Annotated in this window: 20 protein-coding genes; 10 read left to right on the top strand and 10 right to left on the bottom strand. The window is 71.3% G+C overall.

Annotated features, from left to right (window positions below; translation table 11 throughout):
• The first annotated feature begins 284 nt into the window (after nt 1-284).
• The 6 genes from ACFU3E_RS06665 to ACFU3E_RS06640 all read left to right on the top strand — a co-directional run bounded on the left by ACFU3E_RS06665 (nt 285) and on the right by ACFU3E_RS06640 (nt 6178).
• Nucleotides 285-488 carry a cold-shock protein gene (locus tag ACFU3E_RS06665; RefSeq protein ID WP_028799214.1) on the top strand — a complete coding sequence of 68 codons (204 nt, stop codon included), beginning with the start codon at nt 285-287 and terminating at the stop codon, nt 486-488.
• 181 nt (nt 489-669) lie between these two features.
• Nucleotides 670-2154, top strand: a complete 1485-nt coding sequence (locus tag ACFU3E_RS06660; RefSeq protein WP_384153060.1) for a DEAD/DEAH box helicase — start codon at nt 670-672, stop codon at nt 2152-2154.
• Nucleotides 2155-2199: 45 nt separating this feature from the next.
• Nucleotides 2200-2433, top strand: a complete 234-nt coding sequence (locus ACFU3E_RS06655; RefSeq protein WP_384153057.1) for a CBS domain-containing protein — start codon at nt 2200-2202, stop codon at nt 2431-2433.
• 481 nt (nt 2434-2914) lie between these two features.
• Complete coding sequence (locus ACFU3E_RS06650; RefSeq protein WP_384153054.1) at nt 2915-3265, top strand: helix-turn-helix domain-containing protein; 351 nt, start codon at nt 2915-2917, stop codon at nt 3263-3265.
• A gap of 233 nt (nt 3266-3498) precedes the next feature.
• Nucleotides 3499-5562 (top strand): discoidin domain-containing protein, encoded by a 2064-nt coding sequence (locus ACFU3E_RS06645; RefSeq protein WP_384153051.1) that lies wholly within the window; start codon nt 3499-3501, stop codon nt 5560-5562.
• A gap of 19 nt (nt 5563-5581) precedes the next feature.
• Nucleotides 5582-6178: a TetR/AcrR family transcriptional regulator gene (locus tag ACFU3E_RS06640; protein ID WP_384153048.1), complete on the top strand. Its 597-nt coding sequence runs from the start codon at nt 5582-5584 to the stop codon at nt 6176-6178.
• Between the two features lie 24 nt (nt 6179-6202).
• Here ACFU3E_RS06640 and ACFU3E_RS06635 read toward each other — a convergent pair whose 3' ends face one another.
• From ACFU3E_RS06635 to ACFU3E_RS06600, 8 genes are all read right to left on the bottom strand, one after another.
• On the bottom strand, nt 6203-6631 hold the full coding sequence (locus ACFU3E_RS06635; protein ID WP_384153045.1) for a hypothetical protein: 429 nt from the start codon (nt 6629-6631) through the stop codon (nt 6203-6205).
• A gap of 216 nt (nt 6632-6847) precedes the next feature.
• Nucleotides 6848-8050: an acyl-CoA dehydrogenase family protein gene (locus ACFU3E_RS06630; protein WP_384153042.1), complete on the bottom strand. Its 1203-nt coding sequence runs from the start codon at nt 8048-8050 to the stop codon at nt 6848-6850.
• Nucleotide 8051: 1 nt separating this feature from the next.
• Entirely contained in the window at nt 8052-9002 is a 951-nt protein-coding gene (locus tag ACFU3E_RS06625) for a 3-hydroxyacyl-CoA dehydrogenase NAD-binding domain-containing protein (protein ID WP_384153039.1), read from the bottom strand.
• A complete protein-coding gene (locus ACFU3E_RS06620; RefSeq protein ID WP_384153036.1) occupies nt 8999-9745 on the bottom strand; it encodes an acetoacetate decarboxylase in 747 nt (248 codons plus the stop codon). The genes ACFU3E_RS06625 and ACFU3E_RS06620 overlap by 4 nt, the downstream gene beginning before the upstream one ends.
• A 7-nt stretch (nt 9746-9752) precedes the next feature.
• A complete protein-coding gene (locus ACFU3E_RS06615; RefSeq protein WP_384153032.1) occupies nt 9753-10529 on the bottom strand; it encodes a crotonase/enoyl-CoA hydratase family protein in 777 nt (258 codons plus the stop codon).
• Nucleotides 10530-10548: 19 nt separating this feature from the next.
• Nucleotides 10549-11718: a CaiB/BaiF CoA transferase family protein gene (locus ACFU3E_RS06610; RefSeq protein ID WP_384153029.1), complete on the bottom strand. Its 1170-nt coding sequence runs from the start codon at nt 11716-11718 to the stop codon at nt 10549-10551.
• A 143-nt stretch (nt 11719-11861) separates the two neighbouring features.
• Complete coding sequence (locus ACFU3E_RS06605) at nt 11862-12773, bottom strand: LysR family transcriptional regulator (RefSeq protein WP_384153026.1); 912 nt, start codon at nt 12771-12773, stop codon at nt 11862-11864.
• 376 nt (nt 12774-13149) lie between these two features.
• Nucleotides 13150-14406: an MFS transporter gene (locus ACFU3E_RS06600; protein WP_384153022.1), complete on the bottom strand. Its 1257-nt coding sequence runs from the start codon at nt 14404-14406 to the stop codon at nt 13150-13152.
• Between the two features lie 98 nt (nt 14407-14504).
• Between ACFU3E_RS06600 and ACFU3E_RS06595 the strand changes: the two genes are divergently transcribed.
• The 4 genes from ACFU3E_RS06595 to ACFU3E_RS06580 all read left to right on the top strand — a co-directional run bounded on the left by ACFU3E_RS06595 (nt 14505) and on the right by ACFU3E_RS06580 (nt 18134).
• The gene (locus tag ACFU3E_RS06595) at nt 14505-14888 is read left to right on the top strand and encodes an ArsR/SmtB family transcription factor (RefSeq protein ID WP_384153019.1); all 384 of its coding nucleotides are present in this window, start codon (nt 14505-14507) and stop codon (nt 14886-14888) included.
• Nucleotides 14889-14975: 87 nt separating this feature from the next.
• Entirely contained in the window at nt 14976-16148 is a 1173-nt protein-coding gene (locus ACFU3E_RS06590; RefSeq protein ID WP_384153016.1) for a sensor histidine kinase, read from the top strand.
• Complete coding sequence (locus ACFU3E_RS06585) at nt 16145-16858, top strand: response regulator (RefSeq protein WP_384153013.1); 714 nt, start codon at nt 16145-16147, stop codon at nt 16856-16858. Before ACFU3E_RS06590 ends, ACFU3E_RS06585 begins: the two co-directional genes overlap by 4 nt.
• A 97-nt stretch (nt 16859-16955) precedes the next feature.
• Nucleotides 16956-18134, top strand: coding sequence for a serine hydrolase domain-containing protein (locus ACFU3E_RS06580; protein WP_384153010.1), 1179 nt, complete (start codon nt 16956-16958; stop codon nt 18132-18134).
• A gap of 9 nt (nt 18135-18143) precedes the next feature.
• Here the strand turns inward: ACFU3E_RS06580 and ACFU3E_RS06575 are convergent, their stop codons facing one another.
• Nucleotides 18144-18824 (bottom strand): response regulator, encoded by a 681-nt coding sequence (locus ACFU3E_RS06575; RefSeq protein WP_384153007.1) that lies wholly within the window; start codon nt 18822-18824, stop codon nt 18144-18146.
• Complete coding sequence (locus ACFU3E_RS06570) at nt 18821-20056, bottom strand: sensor histidine kinase (RefSeq protein ID WP_384153004.1); 1236 nt, start codon at nt 20054-20056, stop codon at nt 18821-18823. The genes ACFU3E_RS06575 and ACFU3E_RS06570 overlap by 4 nt, the downstream gene beginning before the upstream one ends.
• Nucleotides 20057-20068: the final 12 nt, after the last annotated feature.

The raw sequence follows: 20068 nt of genomic DNA, 5'->3' as shown, positions 1-20068 counted from the left end.
GGTCACAGCGCCGGCACCCGGCGACACGGCAGGAAGGGCCGTGCCCTCGGAGGGCAATATCTGTGCTCGCAAAATGAGAAATAGAACCGGGACCCGCCGAATATTCCTCGAACGCCGGCCGGAACGGAAATTTCGCACGGCACAGGCCCGATCGCACCGTGCTACTGTCGATCTCAGTTGCAGGTGTGGTTGCCAGAAGGTTCATTTCCTACGGGGTAATCATCACGGCGACACGGAATTCACACAGGGTGGATTCCCGAAACCGCCTCCGAAGGAGAAATAAAATGGCTACTGGCACCGTGAAGTGGTTCAACGCGGAAAAGGGCTTCGGCTTCATCGAGCAGGACGGCGGCGGCGCCGACGTCTTCGCCCACTACTCGAACATCGCCACCCAGGGCTTCCGTGAGCTGCTCGAAGGCCAGAAGGTGTCGTTCGACATCGCGCAGGGCCAGAAGGGCCCGACGGCCGAGAACATCGTGCCCGCCTGATATCGGCGCTCGCGCATATTTCGCAGCTGGGGCCCGCACCTCTGGGGTGCGGGCCCCAGCTCGCTGTTTTTCCCCGCCGGTCCGTTCCGGCCGCATCGACTTCGGCTCGTCTCGAGATTCTCTGCGCTGCTCCTTCTGCTGCGGGATTTCCTTGCTACGCGCCCCTCAAGGAAGGTCCCGCATGAAGCGTGCCCACACATCCCGTACCCGTGACCGTTTCTCCGGAGGCGACGGCGGAAACCGCCGTTCCGGTGGCCCGCGCCGCTCCCAGGGCTACGGAAACCGCCGGTCTCCCCAGGGCGAGTTCGCCCTGCCGAAGACGGTCACCGCGCCGCTGCCCGCCGTCGAGTCGTTCGCCGATCTCGCCATGCCCGCGCGGCTGCTGGCCACGCTCGGCCACGAAGGCGTGACCGCGCCGTTCCCGATCCAGGCGGCGACCCTGCCGAACTCCCTGGCCGGTCGTGACGTGCTCGGCCGGGGCCGCACCGGCTCGGGCAAGACCCTGGCCTTCGGTCTCGCCGTGCTGGCCCGTACGGCGGGGCGGCGTGCCGAGCCGCGGCAGCCGCTCGCCCTCGTCCTCGTGCCCACCCGTGAGCTCGCCCAGCAGGTCACCGACGCGCTCACTCCGTACGCCCGCTCCGTGAGCCTGCGGCTGGCCACCGTCGTCGGCGGGATGTCCCTCGGCAGGCAGGCCGGTGCGCTGCGCTCCGGGGCCGAGGTGGTCGTCGCGACACCCGGGCGGCTCAAGGACCTCATCGACCGGGGCGACTGCCGGCTGGACGATGTCGGCATCACGGTTCTCGACGAGGCCGACCAGATGGCCGACATGGGCTTCATGCCGCAGGTCACGGCCCTGCTCGACCAGGTGCGCCCGGGCGGCCAGCGGATGCTGTTCTCCGCCACCCTGGACCGCAACGTCGACCGGCTGGTCCGCACGTACCTGAACGACCCGGTGGTGCACTCGGTCGACCCGTCCGCGGGCGCGGTCACCACGATGGAGCACCACGTCCTCCACGTGCACGACGCGGACAAGCACCGGACGACCACCGAGATCGCGGCGCGCGACGGCCGGGTGATCATGTTCCTGGACACCAAGCACGCGGTGGACCGGCTGACCGAGCACCTGCTGAGCAGCGGCGTGCGCGCCGCGGCCCTGCACGGCGGCAAGTCCCAGCCCCAGCGGACACGCACCCTCGCCCAGTTCAAGAGCGGCCATGTGACGGTCCTGGTCGCGACGAACGTCGCGGCGCGCGGCATCCACGTCGACAACCTCGACCTGGTCGTCAACGTGGACCCGCCCAGTGACCACAAGGACTACCTGCACCGGGGCGGCCGTACCGCCCGCGCCGGCGAGTCCGGCAGCGTGGTCACCCTGGTGACCCCGGGCCAGCGTCGCGGCATGAGCCGGCTGATGACGTCGGCGGGCATCACCCCGCAGGTCGCCCAGGTGCGGTCCGGCGAGGCGGAGCTGAGCCGCATCACCGGTGCCCAGGCCCCTTCCGGCGTCCCGGTCGTCGTCGCCGCGCCGCGCGCGGAGCGCCCCCGCGGCGCGTCCGCCCCGTCCCGGGGCCGACGGGGCCGCCGTCCCACCGGCCAGGGCCGCCCCGCCGGCGAGGCGGCGCGCCCCAGGAGCCAGCGGCGGACCGGCTTCGGCTCGGCCGCGTAGAGCACTGCGCGCCCACCCGCCCTCCCCTCTCGGCAGGAGACACCCATGACGCCGGCTCAGACGCTGCACCACACCATGGCCCACGCACCGCGCATCCGTGACGACATGACGGTCGAGGTGGCGCTGTCCCTCATGGCCGGTGCCCGGGTCGATCACCTCGTCCTGTGCGACGGTGACGACGAGAGCACGGGACTGGTCACCCTGGCCCGGCTCAGTGTCCTCCGGGACGCCCCCACCTACACGGACCGGGTCCGGCTCCGGGACGTCCCGGAGAGGTGAGCACAGGCGGTCAACCGCCACCAGGAACCAGTGAGGGCCCTGCCGACGCGCGTCGGCAGGGCCCTCACTGTCATGTCCCCGGCCCGCCGGCCTCCTCCGTCCGTCAGCTGAGGCCGCCCCAGGAACCCTGCGTCTACCGAACTTCAAAATCTGTCTTTGCCAGAGTAGACATTGGCGCTTGCCACGGTTACTCTTTTTCTCGTTGACACAGTCAAGCCAGACGCAAGGAAGGACGGAGGAGCAGACGCCATCAGGATCGCCCGGCCCGGGAGCACCCCGGTCCGGGTACCGCAAGACCCCGGAATGGATGGTGGTCCCCGGTCACGCAGCCGCGATCCCCGCACCCCTCCCGTTGTCGGGCCGGGTAGCGGAAACAGAAGGTCGGCACAGCATGAGGGCCGACAGATGGTGTTGAATTTCCTTCGGGGCCCTGGTGCCGTACGGCACCAGGGCCCCTCGACGCGTTGTACTACGAGGTGACATGGCAGCAGATACCCCGCTCAGCAACCGGCTGGACGACGACGACTACCCCGCCTACACCATGGGCAGGGCCGCCGAGATGCTCGGCACCACCCCGGGCTTCCTCCGAGCCATCGGTGAGGCCCGTCTGATCACTCCACTGCGCTCGGAGGGCGGACACCGCCGGTACTCCCGCTACCAGCTGCAGATCGCCGCTCGCGCCCGTGAGCTCGTCGACCGGGGTACGCCGATCGAGGCCGCCTGCCGCATCGTCATCCTCGAGGACCAGCTCGAGGAGGCTCAGCGCATCAACGCCGAGTTCCGCCGCGCCGCGAAGGAAGCGGCCGGCAGTTCCGATTCCAGCCCGAGCTGACGCGTGAGAGCCGGGAGCCGGTCACCCGCCTTATGAAGCCCCAGGTCGACGGCCTGGGGTCAGTCTTTGCCCCGGCCGGCTCCAGGGCCCGCCCCGGGATGAATCAACCCCTCGTCATCAGGTCAACCGTCCCGGTCCCTTGACTCGTACGGCGGTAGTGGCGATTCTCATCGCACACTTTGCGAGGTCATGACAAGACGACCGAGCGACCCGCCGACCGAGGGACGTGGGCTGTGACCAGTTCCGGACGCCCGTACCGCCGACGCACGAACGTCACCGTTGTGTCGCTCCTCCTGCTCGTGCTGTCGATCGCGCTCGGCCCCACCCCGGGTGCCGCGGCCGGGAACGACTGGTGGGACCCGGCCGCACGGCCCGCGCCGGACTCCCGGATCAACGTCACGGGCGCACCCTTCACCGGCACGAACGCCGAGGGCGAAGTGCGCGGGTTCGTCGACGCGCACGACCACATCTTCTCCAACGAGGCCTTCGGCGGCCGTCTGATCTGCGGAAAGCCGTTCTCCGACCAGGGCGTGGCCGACGCGCTCAAGGACTGTCCGGAGCACTACCCCGACGGATCGCTCGCGATCTTCGACCTCATCACCAACGGCGGCGACGGCAAGCACGACCCGAACGGCTGGCCCACCTTCAAGGACTGGCCGGCCCACGACTCGCTGACGCACCAGCAGAACTACTACGCCTGGCTCGAGCGGGCCTGGCGCGGCGGACAGCGGGTGCTGGTCAACGACCTCGTCACCAACGGCGTGATCTGCTCCGTGTACTTCTTCAAGGACCGCTCCTGCGACGAGATGACGTCCATCCGGCTGCAGGCCAAGCTGACGTACGACATGCAGGCCTTCGTCGACAGGATGTACGGCGGGCCCGGCAAGGGCTGGTTCCGGGTCGTCACCGACAGCGCGCAGGCCCGCAAGGTCATCGAGCAGGGCAAGCTGGCCGTGGTCATGGGTGTCGAGACCTCCGAGCCCTTCGGCTGCAAACAGGTCCTGGACATCGCGCAGTGCAGCAAGGCGGACATCGACAAGGGCCTGGACGAACTGCACGCGCTGGGCGTGCGCAGCATGTTCCTGTGCCACAAGTTCGACAACGCCCTGTGCGGGGTGCGCTTCGACTCGGGCACGCTCGGCACGGCCATCAACGTCGGGCAGTTCCTGTCGACCGGCACGTACTGGAAGACGGAGAAGTGCACGGGCCCGCAGGCCGACAACCCGATCGGCAACGCGGCGGCGCCGGCGGCCGAGGAGAGACTCCCGGCGGGCGAGGAGGTCCCCTCGTACAGCGCCGACGCCCGGTGCAACGTCCGGGGGCTCACCGGCCTCGGCGAGTACGCCGTACGCGGCATGATGGAGCGCGGCATGATGCTGGAGATCGACCACATGAGCGTCAAGGCCACCGGCCGGGTGCTCGACATCTTCGAGGCCGAGTCCTACCCCGGCGTGCTCTCCTCGCACAGCTGGATGGACCTGGACTGGACCGAGCGGGTCTACGGCCTCGGCGGCTTCATCGCCCAGTACATGCACGGCTCCGAGGGCTTCATCGCGGAGGCGAAGCGCACGGAGGGGTTGCGTGACAAGTACGGCGTGGGCTACGGCTACGGCACCGACATGAACGGCGTCGGCGGCTGGCCGGCCCCGCGCGGGGCGGACGCTCCGAACAAGGTCACGTACCCGTTCAAGAGCGTCGACGGCGGTTCCGTCATCGACCGGCAGACCACCGGCGAGCGCACCTGGGACCTGAACACCGACGGCGCCGCCCACTACGGCCTCGTCCCGGACTGGATCGAGGACATCCGCCGCGTAGGTGGCCAGGACGTGGTCGACGACCTGTTCCGGGGCGCCGAGTCCTACCTCGACACCTGGGCGTCCTCCGAGAACCACGTGGCCGGGGTCGATCTCGCGGCCGGCTCCACCACGTCGGCCAGCTCCTCGGAGTGGAACCTGTTCACGAGCTACCAGCCGCACCGGGCCGTCGACGGGGACCGCGCTACCCGATGGGCCAGCGACTGGAGCGACGACCAGTGGTACCAGGTCGACCTCGGCTCCACCCGGACCGTGGGGCGGGTCACCCTCGACTGGGAGCGCGCGTACGCGAAGTCGTACCGGATCGAGCTCTCCGCCGACGGCGCGAACTGGCGGACCGTCTGGTCCACGACAGCCGGTGACGGCGGTCTGGACACCGCGCGGTTCGCCGGCACACCGGCCCGGTACGTCCGCGTCCACGGGCTGGAACGCGGCACCGGCTGGGGCTACTCCCTCCACGAGGTCGGCGTCCACAGCGGCTGACACCCACGAGAGGGTATCCATGGCACGGTTGCCGTCCGCCGAGCGGCGGCGACAGCTCACCGAAGCGGCGATCAGGGCGATGGCCCGGGACGGCGTCCCCAGGACGACGACCCGGTCCATCGCCGCCGAGGCGGGCGTCTCGCTGAGCGTCTTCCACTACTGCTTCGACTCCAAGCAGCAGCTGATCGAGTCCGTCATCACCACCATCACCGGGCACTACGTGACGGTGGTGAAGGAGGCCATACGGCCCCGGGCCACCCTCGAGGAGACCGTCCGGGCCGGCTTCCAGGCGTACTGGGACCACGTCCGCACCCACCCGGACGAGCACATGCTCACCTACGAGCTCACGCAGTACGCGCTGCGCCAGCCCGGTTTCGAACACCTGGCGCGCCGTCAGTACGAGCTGTACGCCGAGGCGTACACCGGGCTCATCGACCAACTGCGGCAGGCGATGGGCCTGCGTCTGCGCGTGCCCGTTCCCGTCCTGGCCCGCTACCTGGCCGCCATGACCGACGGCCTGACCCTCAACTACCTCGTGCTCGGCGACGACTCGGCCTGGACAGCCATCCTCGACACGGTCACCGCGCACGTCGCAGGGCTGGTGCACGAGAACTGACGGCACACTCCCCCGAACTGGTGGTCATGGGGAACGCCCCGGATCGGGCCGGGCGCCGCCGGGCGCCATGCGGCGGTAGGCGGCGCGGGCGTGGACGAGGCGGGCCAGGGCCGTGCCGATGAGAGTGGCGGTGAGCAGGCAGGCCAGCCAGGGGGCGTCGCGGTGGCCTGTCCAGGTGAGGACGCCGGCGGGCGGTACGGCGAAGCCGTTCAGGAACAGCCAGCACAGGAACGCCGTGCCGGGGGCGGCCGTGAAGCGTGCGCACAGACCCAGCAGGGCGGCCAGCACGGACAGTACGGTCAGGGCCAGTTGCGGCCGGTCCGGGCCCACCACGGTGTTGAGGAGCGCCACCAGCGCCAGTGCCCCGGCGCCGGCCCCCGCCCAGACCAGCGGCGTGGCCACGGGCTGGGGTACGGGTTGGGCTCCGGTGCCCAAAGGCTCCCACTCGATCACGCCGGCGCTTCCTTCCGGTCCTCCTGGACGGAATTCTCCCCGGGTCTCCCCTGCCGGTTCCCGGGGTGCTCGTCAGGGTGCCAGCCCGCCCTCCTCCGGGAGAACAGCCAATCCGGACAGCCGCGCCGGGGCCGGCGTGCCGGGCCATGTGTCGATCGGCAGGACGAAACCCCGGGCGGTGACCCGGGGTTGGTTCGTTCTGGCGTGCGCCGGTGGTCAGACGAAGGCGCTCTCGCCGGTGATCGACTTGCCGACGATCAGGGTGTTCATCTCACGTGTGCCCTCGAAGGAGTAGATGGCCTCCGCGTCGGCGAAGAAGCGGGCGATGTCGTGGTCCAGGAGGATGCCGTTGCCGCCGAAGATCTCCCGGCTCCAGGCCACGACCTCCCGCATCCGGGAGGTGACGAACGCCTTGGCCAGGGCGGAGTGTTCGTCACGGAAGATGCCGGCGTCCTGCAGCCGGGCGAGCTGCACCAGCATTCCCCAGGACGCGGTGATGTTGCCCAGGCTCTTCACCAGCAGGTCCTGGACGAGCTGGAAGCCGCCGATCGGGCGGCCGAACTGGCGGCGCTCCCGGGCGTAGTCCAGGGCGAGTTCGTAGGCGCCGGCCATGACGCCGAGGGCCTGCCAGGCCACTCCGCTGCGTGTGGCGCGCAGGATCTCCGCGACGTCGCGGAAGGAGTTGATGTTCTGCAGGCGGTCGGCCTCCGGCACCCGGACGCCGGTCAGGGTGATCTCGGCGTTCTCGACGATGCGGAAGGCGAGCTTGTTCTCGATCTTCGCCGGGCAGAAGCCGGGCGTGCCCTTCTCCACGACGAAGCCCTTGACGTGGTTGTCGTCGACGTCCCGGGCCCACACCACGACGTAGTCGGCGAAGGTGGCGTTGCCGATCCACTTCTTGGCGCCGTTCAGGATCCAGGTGTCGCCCTCGCGCCGGGCGGTGGTGCGCATACCGCCCGCGACGTCGGAACCGCCGAGCGGCTCGGTCATCGCGAACGCGCCGATCTTGTCCATCGCGGCCATCGCCGGGAGCCAGCGGTCGCGCTGCTCCTGGTCACCGCCGGAGTGGACGGAGTACATCGCCAGGCCGTTGTGGACGCCGAAGAAGGTCGACACCGAGGCGTCGGTGCGGGTCATCTCCAGGGCGAGCATGCCGCTGAGCAGGTTGCTGACGGCGGGAGCGTGCTCGCCGTACCCCTCGTAGGGGAGGCCGGCGAGGCCGCTCTCGCGGAACAGGCCGATGAGCTCCTTCGGAAACTCGCCCCTGGCCCAGTTCTCGTTCACCAGCGGCCTGATCCGGTCCCGCATGAGGGCGCGGGCCTTGAGGAGGATCGTGCGCTCCTCGTCCGGCAGCAGCGCCTCGTAGCCGTAGAAGTCGGCGACCGTCTGGTCCTCGGCCGGTGTCATGGTGGTCGTCATCTCAGTTCTCCTCCTTCTCGGCGCTGTCCAGGGCGGCCAGGACAGCGAGTTGCCTGCGGTCGCGCGTCCCGGTGAGTTCCGAGTACGTGGAGGAGCCGTAGGCCTTTTCCACGGCTTCGATGAGCCGTTCCTGTTGTTCCTCGTTCTGCGACGGGGTGCCGGGGCCCGCCCCCGTCTGCTGCATCGACGCGCCGATGTGCTCGACCAGGTGCCGGTAGCCGCCCGGTCCGCCGCCCAGGTGCGAGCCGAGGAACGGCCCGACCGTGGCCCAGCGCAGGCCCAGTGAGTTGGTCATGACCTTGTCGAGGTCCTCGGGGGTGACCACGCCCTGTGCGACGAGGTACACCGCCTCGCGGCTGAGCGCGTTCTGCAGGCGGTTGCCGACGAAGCCGGCGATCTCCTTGCGCTCGACGACCGGGGTGCGGCCGACCGAGGTGTAGAAGTCCGAAGCGGCCTGTACGGCGTCCTCGCCGGTGCGTTCGCCGGGCACGACCTCGACCAGCGGGACCAGGTGCGGCGGGTTGAACGGGTGGCCGATCAGCACGCGGGCGGCGTCCTCGCCGGACAGCTCCCCCGTGAACGCGGTCGACGGGATGGCCGAGGACGAGCTGAGCAGCAGGGCGTGTGCGGGTGCCTCGCGGGCGAGGACGGCGAACAGGTCCTTCTTGAAGGCGATCCGCTCGGGGCCGTTCTCCTGGACGACGTCCGCGTCCCGGACCGCGTCGGTGACGCCGGCCGCGATGTGCACGCGGCCGGCGAGGCCCGTCACGTCCAGGCCGCGGGCGGCAAGGTGCGGCGAGTACCGCGCCAGGGCCTCGGTGACGGCCTCGGCGAGGTCCTCGCGCGGGTCGCTCACCCGGACGGTCAGGCCGTGCGCGGCGAACAGGGCCGTCCAGGACAGTCCGATGGTCCCGGCGCCGATCACCGCGGCCGTACGGAAGGTGCGGGTCATGACGCGGCTCCCTTCAGGTAGTCGTGGACCGGCTCGACGCCCGACAGCGTCAGGTCGGTGAGGACGTGGCTCGCGGAGACGACCTCGAGTACCGGCAGGTCGGCCAGCGGGGCCAGCACGTGCTGGAAGAGCTGGAGCCGGGCGGGTCCGGTCCACGCCTGCTTGACGGTGAGGTCGGTGATGCGGGTGCGGACGAGTTCCTGCACACGCGGCATGCCGTCGTAGCCGGGGACGGTCTTGAGCATGAAGGTCGGCACGCCGATCTGTTCCTCGGCCTCGCGCCGGTCCAGCTCGTGGTGCTTGTAGCCCATGGTCGCGGTGGCGACCCGCAGGGTGCCGTGGTCGAGGGTGCCGACGAGCGCGCCGGAGTCGACGTACAGCGACGGGGAGCCGATGACCTTCGGGTAGGCGGCGACCTCGCGGCCGGAGGCGGTCGCCGGGAAGTTGTCGAGGTACATCGCGTGCAGGTACTCGCCCTGCTCGCCCTCGAAGCTGACGGGGATCGCCTGGCCGGCCTCGGTGTAGGGGCCGTAGCCGCTGACGTCGCCCATCTTCATGACCTCGAAGCGGACCAGCGGCTCGCCGGTCCGCAGCGGTTCGGGGACGACGGACCGCAGGGCGTCGGGGTCGGTGCGGTAGACGACGTTGAGGTACTCGCGGTCGGTGAACCGCGGGACGGTCGGCGCGAACGCCGGGCTGGTGAGCGGGGTGGTGACGTGCTGACGTACGTCCTCGGTCCTCATGCCTGCCTCACCGCCCCGTCCAGCGCGGGGTGCGGCGCTCGGCGAAGGCGGTCATGCCCTCGCGGACGTCGTCCGAGGCCATCAGGGTCTTCATCCGCCCTCGCTGGAAGGCGAAGGCCTCTTCGTCGGACGCTCCGTCGGCGGCGCGGACGACGCGCTTGACGGCCGCCAGCGCGAGCGGGGCGTTGTCCGCGACCCGTTCGGCCAGCCGGAGCGCCTCGGCGACGGCCTGCCCCTGGGCGGTGACCCGGTTGGCCAGGCCCAGTTCGCCGGCCCGGCGGCCGTCGACGGGCTCGCCGGTCAGCAGGAGTTCCATCGCGAGGTGGTGCGGGACGCGCCGGGGCAGCCGGATCACGCCGCCGCCCGCGGCGATCAGGCCGCGCCTGACCTCGGGCAGGCCGAACCGGGCGTCCTCGGCGGCGACGATCAGGTCGCAGGCCAGGGCCAGTTCGAAGCCGCCGCCCATGGCGAAGCCCTCCACGGCGGCGATGAGGGGCTTGTCCGGCCGGGCCTCGGTCAGACCGCCGAAGCCGCGGCCCTCGACCTCGGGCGACTCGCCGCGCAGGGCGGCCTTGAGGTCCATGCCGGCGCTGAACGTGCCGCCCTCGCCGGTCAGGACGCCGGCCCGCAGGGTGGGGTCGGCCTCCAGTGCGTCGAGTGCGGCGGCCAGGCCCGTGGCGACCTCGGCGTTCACGGCGTTGCGGGCCTCGGGGCGGTCGAGGGTGATCAGCAGGGTGGAGCCGATGCGTTCGGTGCGCACGACGGGAGGTGTGGGGGTGCTCATGACTGTCCTCCGGTGGCAATCAGCGGGCGGTGGCGTCGAGTTCGGCGAGGACGTCCTCGGTGTCCTGGCCCGCGACCGGCGCCAGGCGGCGGATCGAGCCGGGGGTGGCGGAGAAGCGCAGCGGGATGCCGATGGTGCGGACCGTGCCCTCGGTGGGGTGCTCGACGGTGTCGAGGAGGTGGCCGCCCTGGACGTAGGGGTCGTCGTGGGCGCGGTCGAGTTCCAGCACGGGAGCCATCGGGATGCTGTGCTCGGCGCACACCTCCGCCCACTCGTCGGTGGTCAGCGCCGGGGCGCAGGTCTCCAGGAGCGCGGCCAGGTCCTCGTGGTCGGCGCTGTCGATGGCGTCCCCGTTGACCCGCGGGTCCTCGGCGAGGTCCGGGCGTCCGGCGGCGGTGAGGAAGTCCCGGTAGTTCTGCGGGTTGTACGGCATCACGCAGGCCAGGCCGTCCTTGGTGCGCACCGCCTTGTGGCCCTTCAGCATCGACAGGGCGAAGCCGGTGGGGCCGGTCTCGGGCACGTGGGTGTGGCCCGCGAGGTGCTCGACCAGGTTGAACGCGATCAGGGTGTCCGTCATCGGGATCTCGATGAGCTGGCCCCGGCCGGTCCGGTTCCGGTGCAGCAGGGCGGCCAGGACGCTGTAGGCGATGGTCAGCGAGGAGACCTTGTCGCCGATGATGGTCGGCAGGTAGACGGGCTCGCCGAGTGCCCGGTCGGCGATGTCGACCAGGCCGGAGGCGGCCTGCACGGTTTCGTCGTACGCGGCGTTGCCGGCCCGGTCCGAGTCGCTGCGGAAGCCCTGGGCGTGCGCGTAGACGAGGCCGGGGTTGCGGGCGGCGATGTCGTCGTGGGACAGGCCGAGGCGGTGCAGGGCGCCGGGGCGCATGTTGGTGATCAGCACGTCCGCGGTGTCGATCAGCTGGAGCGCCCGCTCGCGCTCGGTGTCGTCCTTGAGGTTGAGAAACACGCTGCGCTTGTTGCGGTTGACGTTGAGGTTCAGCGGGGTCATGCCCGGGGTGGTGCGGTAGTGGCCGGTGCGCACGGTGTCGGCCGGCGACTCGATCTTGATCACGTCGGCGCCCAGGTCGCCGAGGATCTGGGCGGCGTAGGGGCCCATCACCACGGTCGAGAGGTCGATCACACGGATGCCCTCCAGCGGGCCGGCGACGGTGTCGGTGATGTCCGTCATCGGTTTTCTTCACTCCTCGGTTCGCCATGTATGTGCATCTAGAAACTAAGTTAACGCGAGGAGCGGTGCAGCGGAATGACCGAATAACGAAAAGCGGTATGACCGCAGTGGTCATACCGCTTTTCGTGAATACTTTCCGGTGATTACGAGTGGAGCGGCTCGGCGAACACCTCGCGGGCCGCAGCCACGACTTCTTCCAGGTCACCGCCGTGCGCCCGGTCCTTGCGCCAGATCAGCCCGGTCTCCAGACGGGGATGGAAATCGGAGAAGGGAAGGACGGAGACATTATCGATACGATAATTCTGCAGGGGGCTTCTGGGATCCAGCATGGAAATGGAGAAAGCCAGACCGCTGGAGACTATTTCGGAAATCCCGTCGAAAGTGGCGCTGCCCAGTTCGACGCGCTTCTTGATGCCTAGTTCGGCGAGCTGCTGGTCGAGTCCGCGGAAGTACGCGTTGGTCACCGCCGTCGGGGACCCCGCGTAGGCGAGTTCGGCCAGTTCCGCGAGGGCGACGGACTCGCGCCCCGCGAACCGGTCCCGGGGCACGACCGCGCCGAGCCGCTCCGACATCACCGGCACCTGCTCCAGCGCCGGGTCGCCGCCGGCCGGGAGCCGGGCCAGGGTCAGCGCCAGTCTGCCGTCGCACACCGCGTCGACGAGCCGGTCGGTGCCGCCGGGCCAGCGTTTGATCTCGAACCGGTCGCCGACCCGCTCGGCGAGGGCGTCCATCCGTTCCCGCAGGTCGGGATGGACGCCACTGGGGACGCCGAGCAACAGGGTGGTACGCCGCGGCCGGGCCGTCTCGTCCAGCCGCCACCGGATGGAGTCGACCTGCTCCAGCACCCCGCGCGCGATCGGCAGCAGCGCGTTGCCCGCCGGGGTGAGCCGCACGTGATGGGTGTCCCGGTCGAACAGCCGGTGCCCGACCTCGTTCTCGAGATCCTTGATCCGCCGGCTCAACGGGGAAGCCGCCATGTGCAGTTTGCGGGCCGCGGTGGAGAAGTTGAGTTCTTGGGCGACGGCGAGGAAGTAGCGCAGGTGCAGGAGCTCCACGGAATGCACCCTAACCGCTGTGACTCGGGGCCTCGCCGCCCTCTGTCACCGGGGGAATCCGGAGATCCTGATCCGGTGGCGGCGGGCGTTTCCGGGCGGGAGCCGGACACCACCGGGCCGCGCCCGTGCCGTCCCGTACGACGCACCCGAAGGCCTGGTCGGCGAAGGGGAAGGCGAAGGCGTGGGTGCGCGGCAGCAGGAGGCGGGGCAGAAGGGTCCGGCGGGCCTTCAGGACCGCGCCGGTGCACCCCCGTGCGTGGCGGTGCTCCGCGGCCGAAGCCGTGGTGCACCGCCACGCGGGTACACCCGGGGACCCGGCACCGACGCCGTCCCGTCACGCCGAACCGTCACGCCGAAGTCCCGTCACGCCGACCCGTCACACCGGCTCGGACACCCGGCGGTGGCCGGAGAGCACGACCAGTCCGCCGACGACGGCGAGGCCCATCAGGACGGTGCCGAAGAGGGTCGCGCCGGTGGGCAGGCCCACCGCGTCCATGAGGTAGCCCGTGGACACCGGCAGGAGGCCGGCCGGGATGTAACCGCCCACGTTCAGCGCGGCGTTGGCCTCGGCGAGACGCTGCGCCGGGACGGTGGAGTTGAGCAGCGACAGACCGCCGAGCTGGCCCATGCCCTGACCGGCCCCGGCGAGCAGGGCGGAAGCGACGAGCAGCGCCACCGACGCGGCGTGCACGGCGCCGATCAGCGAGGCCATGCTGAGGGTGGTGCTGGTCGCACCGGCGGTCAGGATGGTGCGCCGGGACAGCTTCCGCACGGCGAACTGGACGCCGGTGGCGGCGAGGAACATGACGAACGCCATGGCTCCGGCGACGATCCGGCTGGTGGTGCCGAGCAGTTCGGTCAGCAGGGTGGGGCCGAGCGACAGCACGAAGGACGTGGCGGTGATGCCGGGGGCGAACACCGCGATGCCCAGGGTGAGATGGATGCCGTTGCCGTGCGGTACGCCGGGCACGCGCACCCAGGCGCCCTTGCCGCGGGCGGCGGGACGGCGTACCGGCATGCGCAGCACGGCGAGGACGGCCGTGAGCAGCAGGACGGCCTCGACGACGAAGACGGTGACGGTGGGGGCCGGGAGCGTCTCGGACAGCAGGCCGGCGAGCAGCGGGCCGAGGCCGGCCCCGAAGACCATCGCGCAGGAGGCCAGCAGCGCGGCCAGCCGCTTCCGCTCCGGGCCTGCCACGTCCGTCACGGCGGCCATGCCGGCGGAGACGACCGCGCCGACGGCGATGCCGGTGAACAGCCGGGCGACGATCAGTGCGATGACCGTCGTGGCGGTCGCGAAGATCACGCAGGCGGCCAGGGCGAGCGCGAGGGCGGGCAGCAGCACCGGCTTGCGTCCCAGCCGGTCGGAGACGACGCCCGACACGAGCAGCGAGCCGAGCAGTCCGACGATGTAGAACGCGAACACGACGGTCAGGGTGCCCTGGGAGAACCCGATGTCGCGCTGCCACAGCACGTACAGCGGGGTCGCCGCGTTGGACAGCACGAAGACGGCGGTGACCGGCCAGGCCGCCGGCCACACCCACCAGGTGGGCGCGCGGGCCGCGGCCCGCTCCGGCGGTGCGGCCTGCTGATCGTCCGTCGTCCCGGCGGACGGGGTCCGGCCCTCCGACATGCGTTGCTCCCTCCGGCAAGCTCAGTACGAGTCCATTCGAACTTAGCATGCAGTACGATTGAACTCGTACATAGGATTTCGGTGACAGGGAGCTGCCCATGTCTGCGACGGTTCGACAGGCGCCGGTCGTCAAGGTGGTGCCGGAGCCGGAGAACCTGCCGGAACCGCTGCCCGAGCCGACGGTGGGGGAGTTGCGGCTGGAGACCGTGCTGGGCGCGCTGAGCGACCCGCTGCGGCTGCGGATCGTGCGCAAACTCCTGCTCGAGTCGGAGGCGTTCGACCACTCCTGCGGCTGGTTCGGCCTCGACCGCCCCAAGTCCTCCCTCACCCACCACTTCAAGGCCCTGCGCGAAGCCGGCGTCACCCGCCAGCGCCAGTACGGCCTGGAACGCCGCAGCCACGTCCGCGTGGACGACCTCAACGCCCGGTTCCCCGGACTGGTGGACCTGGTGGCGGCCTGGACACCGCCGGACACGCCCTGAACCAGGGCTTGTTCTCCCGGCGCGTGAGGCCGCCGCCCCGCTACGGTTCCGGGGTCGGGCAGTACGAGACGGGGGGCGTACGTCGCCATGGGCATACGCGGGGAAGTGCGCGGGTGGCGGGCGCGGGGGCGGGTGCTCGCGGCGGACCATCCGCTGCTGGTCGACATCGGTGTCGCGCTGCTCGTCCAGGGCGCGATGACCATGCCGTTCCTCGTGCCGCGCGCGCCGGGGCTGCCGCCGGCGACCTGGGCCGCGTACGGGCTGAGCACCCTCACCGTCGTGCCCCTGGTCTGGCGCAGGCGCGCCCCCGTCGCCGTGCTGTTCGCGGTGCTGGCCGCCAACGCGCTGTACCGGCTGACCGTCGACGGGCCCGGGCAGCCGCTGCCGTACACCGGGCTGGTCGTCGTCTACACCATCGGCGCGCTGTCCGCCCCGCGCAAACGGCTCCTCACCGGGCTCGTGCTGGCCCTCGCCGTGCCGGTGGGAGTGTGGCTCAACACCCGGTCGGCGCGTGAACTGACCTTCTCCCTCTTCGTGTTCATCGCCGCCTACGTGTTCGGACGGCTGACCGATGCCCGGCAGCGGGCCCACCGCGTCGAGGCCGAACGGGCCGCCGCACGCGAACGGGCCCGGATCGCACGGGAGATGCACGACATCCTGTCCCACGCCGTGAGCCTGATGATCGTGCAGGCCGAGGCCGGACCGGTGGCCGTGCGGAGCGCGCCCGAGCGGGCCGAGGCCGCCTTCGACGCCATCTCCGCGACCGGGCGGGACGCCATGGCGCAGTTGCGTCACATGCTGGGGGTGCTGCGGGACGACGGTGACGCGGGCGACGGCACCGCCCCGCGCGAGCCGCAGCCCGGGCTCGCCGCGCTGCCCGGACTTCTCGACCGGGTACGCGGCAGCGGGCTCGAGGTGGCGTACCGGGTCGTGGGGGAGGACCGGCCCGTTTCGGAGGGCGTCGGGGCCACCGTCTTCCGGGTGGTCCAGGAGGCCCTGACCAATACCCTCAAGCATGCGGACGCGCGTACCGTACGGGTTCAATTGACTTATGCAGATGGCGAGCTGGAGGTCCACGTGAGCGATGACGGGAGCGGGTCGCGATCCGTGTCCCGTCGCGGCGGGCACGGACTCGCCGGGATTCGTGAACGGGCCGCGGCCCACGGGGGCAGCGCGGTCGCCGGGCCGGGAGCGGGCGGGCGCGGGTTCGAGGTGCGGGTGCGGATTCCCGTCTCCGCGACAGCGGAGGTGGGGGCGTGACGATCCGTGTCGTCGTCGCCGACGACCAGGAACTCGTGCGCAGCGGCTTCGCGATGATCCTGGACGCGCAGCCGGACATCGAGGTCGTCGCCGAGGCGGGTGACGGCGGCGAGGCCGTCGACGCGGTACGGCGGCACGTGCCCGATGTGGCGCTGCTCGACATCCGGATGCCCCGCACGGACGGCATCGAGGCCTGCCGCGCGATCAGCGCGGCGAGCCGGTGCCGGACGGTGATGCTGACGACCTTCGACTCCGACGAGTACGTGTACGACGCGCTGCACGCGGGCGCGAGCGGCTTCCTGCTCAAGGACGTCCGCCGGGACGACCTGGTGCACGCCGTGCGGGTCGTCGCCCGGGGCGACTCGCTGCTCGCCCCCTCCGTCGCCCGGCGTCTGGTGGAGCAGTACACGCGGCCCGCCGCCGCCCGGGCCCGCCGGTCCGATCCCCGGCTGGACGTCCTGACCGCCCGGGAGCGCGAGACGCTGCTGCTGCTCGCGCGCGGCCTGTCGAACGCCGAGATCGCCGCCGAGCTGGTGGTCAGCGACCACACCGTCAAGACGCATGTCGGCAACGTGCTCTCGAAGCTGGGTCTCAGGGACCGGATCCAGGCCGTGATCTGCGCCTACGAGACCGGACTCGTCGCGGCCGGGGATCCCCCGCCCGGGGGAGCGGCCCGGGCCGGGTCCTCCCCCGCGTCGGCGAGGAAGTGACGCCGCGAGACCACCGGCGGGGGCGATCCGCGGGGCGGCGCCGCTCCGGAGGATGAAGCCGTCACCTCAACGTCGGCCCACCTCACCGGAGTTCGCCATGAAGACCCGTACCCGCCTCCTGACCACCGCCGCACTCGTCGTGGGAGTCGCCGTGGGGCCGACCGTCCTCCCGGCAGCCGCCTCCGCCCCGGCCGCGTCCACCACCGCGCGACCGGCCACGGGGCAGTCCCCGAACCCCGCCCTCGAAGCCGCCATCGCCGGCCTCCCCACCTCCGACGCCACCGCCGCCCTCGTCCGGGTCGGCGGCACGGAGGGCACCTGGCACGGCAGTTCGGGCGTGCACGATCTGCGGACCGGCCGGCCCGCAGATCCGGCCGGCCGCTTCCGCGCCGGATCCGTGACCAAGGTCTTCACCGCCGCGGTCGCCCTGCAACTGGCCCAAGAGGGACGGCTTGACCTCGACCGCAGCGCCCGCTCGTATCTGCCGGAGCTGATTCCCGCCTCGTACGGGGGCGTCACCGTCCGGCAGCTCCTCAACCACACGCACGGCATCCCGGCCCCGGACTTCCCCGGCACCACCGTCGAGGAGTGGTACGCGAACCGCTTCCGCGTCCACGACCCCCGGGGCATGGTCCGCTCGGCGACGTCGAAGAAGCGTGAGTTCGCTCCGGGCGAGCGGCAGCACTACCTCAACATCGGATACACCGTCGCCGGCCTGCTCATCGAGCGTGTCACGCACGACTCGTACGAGCGCCAGGTCGCCCGGCGGGTGCTCGGGCCCCTGGGGCTTCGGGACACCTCCTTCCCGGGGACGAACCCGCGCATCACCGGCCCGCACAACCACGGCTACCAGATCATGCGGCTCGACGACGGCACGACCGGACTCCGGGACGTGTCCGTGTGGGGGTCGACGGACGGGTGGGCGGCCGGGGACATCGTCTCGACCACCGCGGACCTGGAGCGGTTCACCGGCGCCCTGTTCCGGGGGCGGATCGTGCGCGGGCCGCTGCTCCAGGAGATGTTCACACTGCCGGAGGTGACCGACTTCAAGACCGGCAAGCCGGCGGCCTACTCCGCGGGTCTGTCCATGAAGGTGCTGGACGGACGCGAGGTCTGGGGCAAGACGGGCGGGCGCTGGGGATACAACGCCGCCATCGCCTCCACCCGCAACGGCTCCCGCACCCTCGTCTACAGCGTCAACTCCACCGACGCCAAGGGCCAGGACATGAACAGGACCGCCGAGGCCCTCATGGTGGCCACCTACGGCAGGCCGTAGGCCACCACCTCACGGCGCCGGCGGCGCAGCCCGTACGAGCCCCGTCTGGTAGGCGATGACGACCAGCTGCGCGCGGTCCCGGGCGTGCAGCTTGGTCATGGCGCGGTGGATGTGCGTGCGGACGGTCAGCGGGCTGAGCGTGAGGTCCTCGGCGATCTCCGTGTTGGACCTGCCCTCCGCGGCCAGCGCCATCACCTCGCGTTCCCGGACCGTGAGGTCGGCGAGGCGCTCCGGGGGTGCGAGGCCGGTGCCGGAGGGCGGCGCCATGAGGAAACGGGTGATGAGGGAGCGGGTCGCGCCGGGCGAGAGGAGGGCCTCGCCGGAGGCCACCGTGCGCAGGCCCGTCAGCAGGGTGTCGGCGGTGACGTCCTTGCCGAGGAAGCCGCTGGCACCGGCACGCAGGGCCTGGGCGACGTAGTCCTCGGTCTCGAACGTGGTGAGGATCAGGACGCGGGTGGCGGACAGCTCCGGGTCGGCGCACAGCTCGGAGGTGGCGGTGAGGCCGTCGGTGCCGGGCATGCGGATGTCCATGAGGACGATGTCGGGGCGGAGTTCGCGGGTCAGGCCGACCGCCTCGGCACCGTCGGAGGCCTCGGCGACCACCTCCATGTCGGCGCAGGAGTCGATGAGGATGCGGAAGGTGGCCCGCAGCAGGGCCTGGTCGTCGGCGAGCAGCACCCTGATGCTCATGCGGGGGTTCCTTCCACGGGGTGGACCGAGGGTTGCAGGGGCAGCGCGGTGGTGACCGCGAAGCCGCCCTGGGGGCGGGGGCCCGCGCACAGTTCACCGCCGATGGAGAGGGCGCGTTCGCGCATTCCCATGACGCCGAAGCCGCGGCCCCGGGCGCTCTCCGGTTTGCTGGGGCCGTCGTTGGTGACCGTGATCAGCAGCCGGGAGCCGGTGTAGGCGAGGAGCACGTGCGCGGCCGCGGCGGTGGCGTGCTTGGTCACGTTGGTGAGGGCTTCCTGCACGATCCGGTACGCGGTCAGGTCGACGCCGGGCGACAGCGGCTGCGGCTCCCCTTCCGTGGTGACCGTGACCTCCAGGCCCGCCGACTCGCACACCGAGACCAGCTCGGGCAGGCGGGACAGGCCGGGGGACGGCTCCAGCGGCACCGAGCCGGAGGTCTCGCCGTCCTGGCGGAGCAGGCCCAGCGCGGCCTTCAGCTCCCGCAGCGCGGAGGACGTGGTGCCGGTCAGGTCCGTGAGGATCCTCTGGGTCTGCTCGGGGCGGGTGAGGGCGAGGTGCGCCGCGGTGCCGGCCTGGGCGTTGGCCAGGGCCATGTGATGGGCGACGACGTCGTGGAGCTCCCGGGCGATGCGCATCCGTTCCTCCGTGACGCGCAGCCTGGCCTCCTCCTCCCGGGTGCGCTCGGCGTGCTCGGCCCGGGCCTGGACGGCCTGGAGGTAGGCGCGCCGCAGCCGCGTCATGTTGCCGGCGGCCAGGGGCAGCATCAGCCAGAAGAACGGGCCGATCGTCCTGAGCAGCAGTGAGAGGTGGTCCATGGAGTCGGCGACCACCGCCGCGACGATCACCGCCAGCGTGGTGCCGATGCCGTAGACGCGGGTGGTCCTGCGGTCGGTGAGGGTGGCGAGCCAGTACAGCGCCGCCATGATCGGTGCCAGCAGCAGGGGCGTGAGCAGATAGCCCATCGCGACCGCCGCCACGGTGCAGCCCATGGTGATCGTGACGACGGTGCGCGGGAAGGCGCGGTGCTTGAGCAGGGCGAGGCAGGCCACGCCCATGAGGACGACTCCGGTCCTGTCCTGGTCCGGCGGGTCGGCGCCGGGCAGGGCGAGGGAGGTGCCGAAGGCCGCGCAGGCCATCAGCGCCAGGGCCGTCGCCAGGTCGACGGGGAAGGGGTGCTGCTCGGCGAATCCCTCCAGGCGATCCGCGTAGCGCCGCTCCAGGGGGATGCTCATCGGGCTCTCCGG

Source organism: Streptomyces sp. NPDC057424 (genome assembly GCF_042803315.1).
Classification (GTDB): Bacteria; Actinomycetota; Actinomycetes; order Streptomycetales; family Streptomycetaceae; genus Streptomyces.
Note: the sequence above shows the minus strand (reverse complement) of the source record. Positions and strands in the feature narration are given on the sequence as shown.

Excerpts from the sequence above, each read along its gene's own strand:
- ACFU3E_RS06665 (WP_028799214.1), top strand. The coding sequence starts at position 285 with ATGGCTACTGGCACCGTGAAGTGGTTCAACGCGGAAAAGGGCTTCGGC.
- ACFU3E_RS06660 (WP_384153060.1), top strand. The coding sequence starts at position 670 with ATGAAGCGTGCCCACACATCCCGTACCCGTGACCGTTTCTCCGGAGGC.
- ACFU3E_RS06655 (WP_384153057.1), top strand. The coding sequence starts at position 2,200 with ATGACGCCGGCTCAGACGCTGCACCACACCATGGCCCACGCACCGCGC.
- ACFU3E_RS06650 (WP_384153054.1), top strand. The coding sequence starts at position 2,915 with ATGGCAGCAGATACCCCGCTCAGCAACCGGCTGGACGACGACGACTAC.
- ACFU3E_RS06640 (WP_384153048.1), top strand. The coding sequence starts at position 5,582 with ATGGCACGGTTGCCGTCCGCCGAGCGGCGGCGACAGCTCACCGAAGCG.
- ACFU3E_RS06630 (WP_384153042.1), bottom strand. The coding sequence starts at position 8,050 with ATGACGACCACCATGACACCGGCCGAGGACCAGACGGTCGCCGACTTC.
- ACFU3E_RS06625 (WP_384153039.1), bottom strand. The coding sequence starts at position 9,002 with ATGACCCGCACCTTCCGTACGGCCGCGGTGATCGGCGCCGGGACCATC.
- ACFU3E_RS06620 (WP_384153036.1), bottom strand. The coding sequence starts at position 9,745 with ATGAGGACCGAGGACGTACGTCAGCACGTCACCACCCCGCTCACCAGC.
- ACFU3E_RS06615 (WP_384153032.1), bottom strand. The coding sequence starts at position 10,529 with ATGAGCACCCCCACACCTCCCGTCGTGCGCACCGAACGCATCGGCTCC.
- ACFU3E_RS06610 (WP_384153029.1), bottom strand. The coding sequence starts at position 11,718 with ATGACGGACATCACCGACACCGTCGCCGGCCCGCTGGAGGGCATCCGT.
- ACFU3E_RS06600 (WP_384153022.1), bottom strand. The coding sequence starts at position 14,406 with ATGTCGGAGGGCCGGACCCCGTCCGCCGGGACGACGGACGATCAGCAG.
- ACFU3E_RS06595 (WP_384153019.1), top strand. The coding sequence starts at position 14,505 with ATGTCTGCGACGGTTCGACAGGCGCCGGTCGTCAAGGTGGTGCCGGAG.
- ACFU3E_RS06590 (WP_384153016.1), top strand. The coding sequence starts at position 14,976 with ATGGGCATACGCGGGGAAGTGCGCGGGTGGCGGGCGCGGGGGCGGGTG.
- ACFU3E_RS06580 (WP_384153010.1), top strand. The coding sequence starts at position 16,956 with ATGAAGACCCGTACCCGCCTCCTGACCACCGCCGCACTCGTCGTGGGA.
- ACFU3E_RS06575 (WP_384153007.1), bottom strand. The coding sequence starts at position 18,824 with ATGAGCATCAGGGTGCTGCTCGCCGACGACCAGGCCCTGCTGCGGGCC.
- ACFU3E_RS06570 (WP_384153004.1), bottom strand. The coding sequence starts at position 20,056 with ATGAGCATCCCCCTGGAGCGGCGCTACGCGGATCGCCTGGAGGGATTC.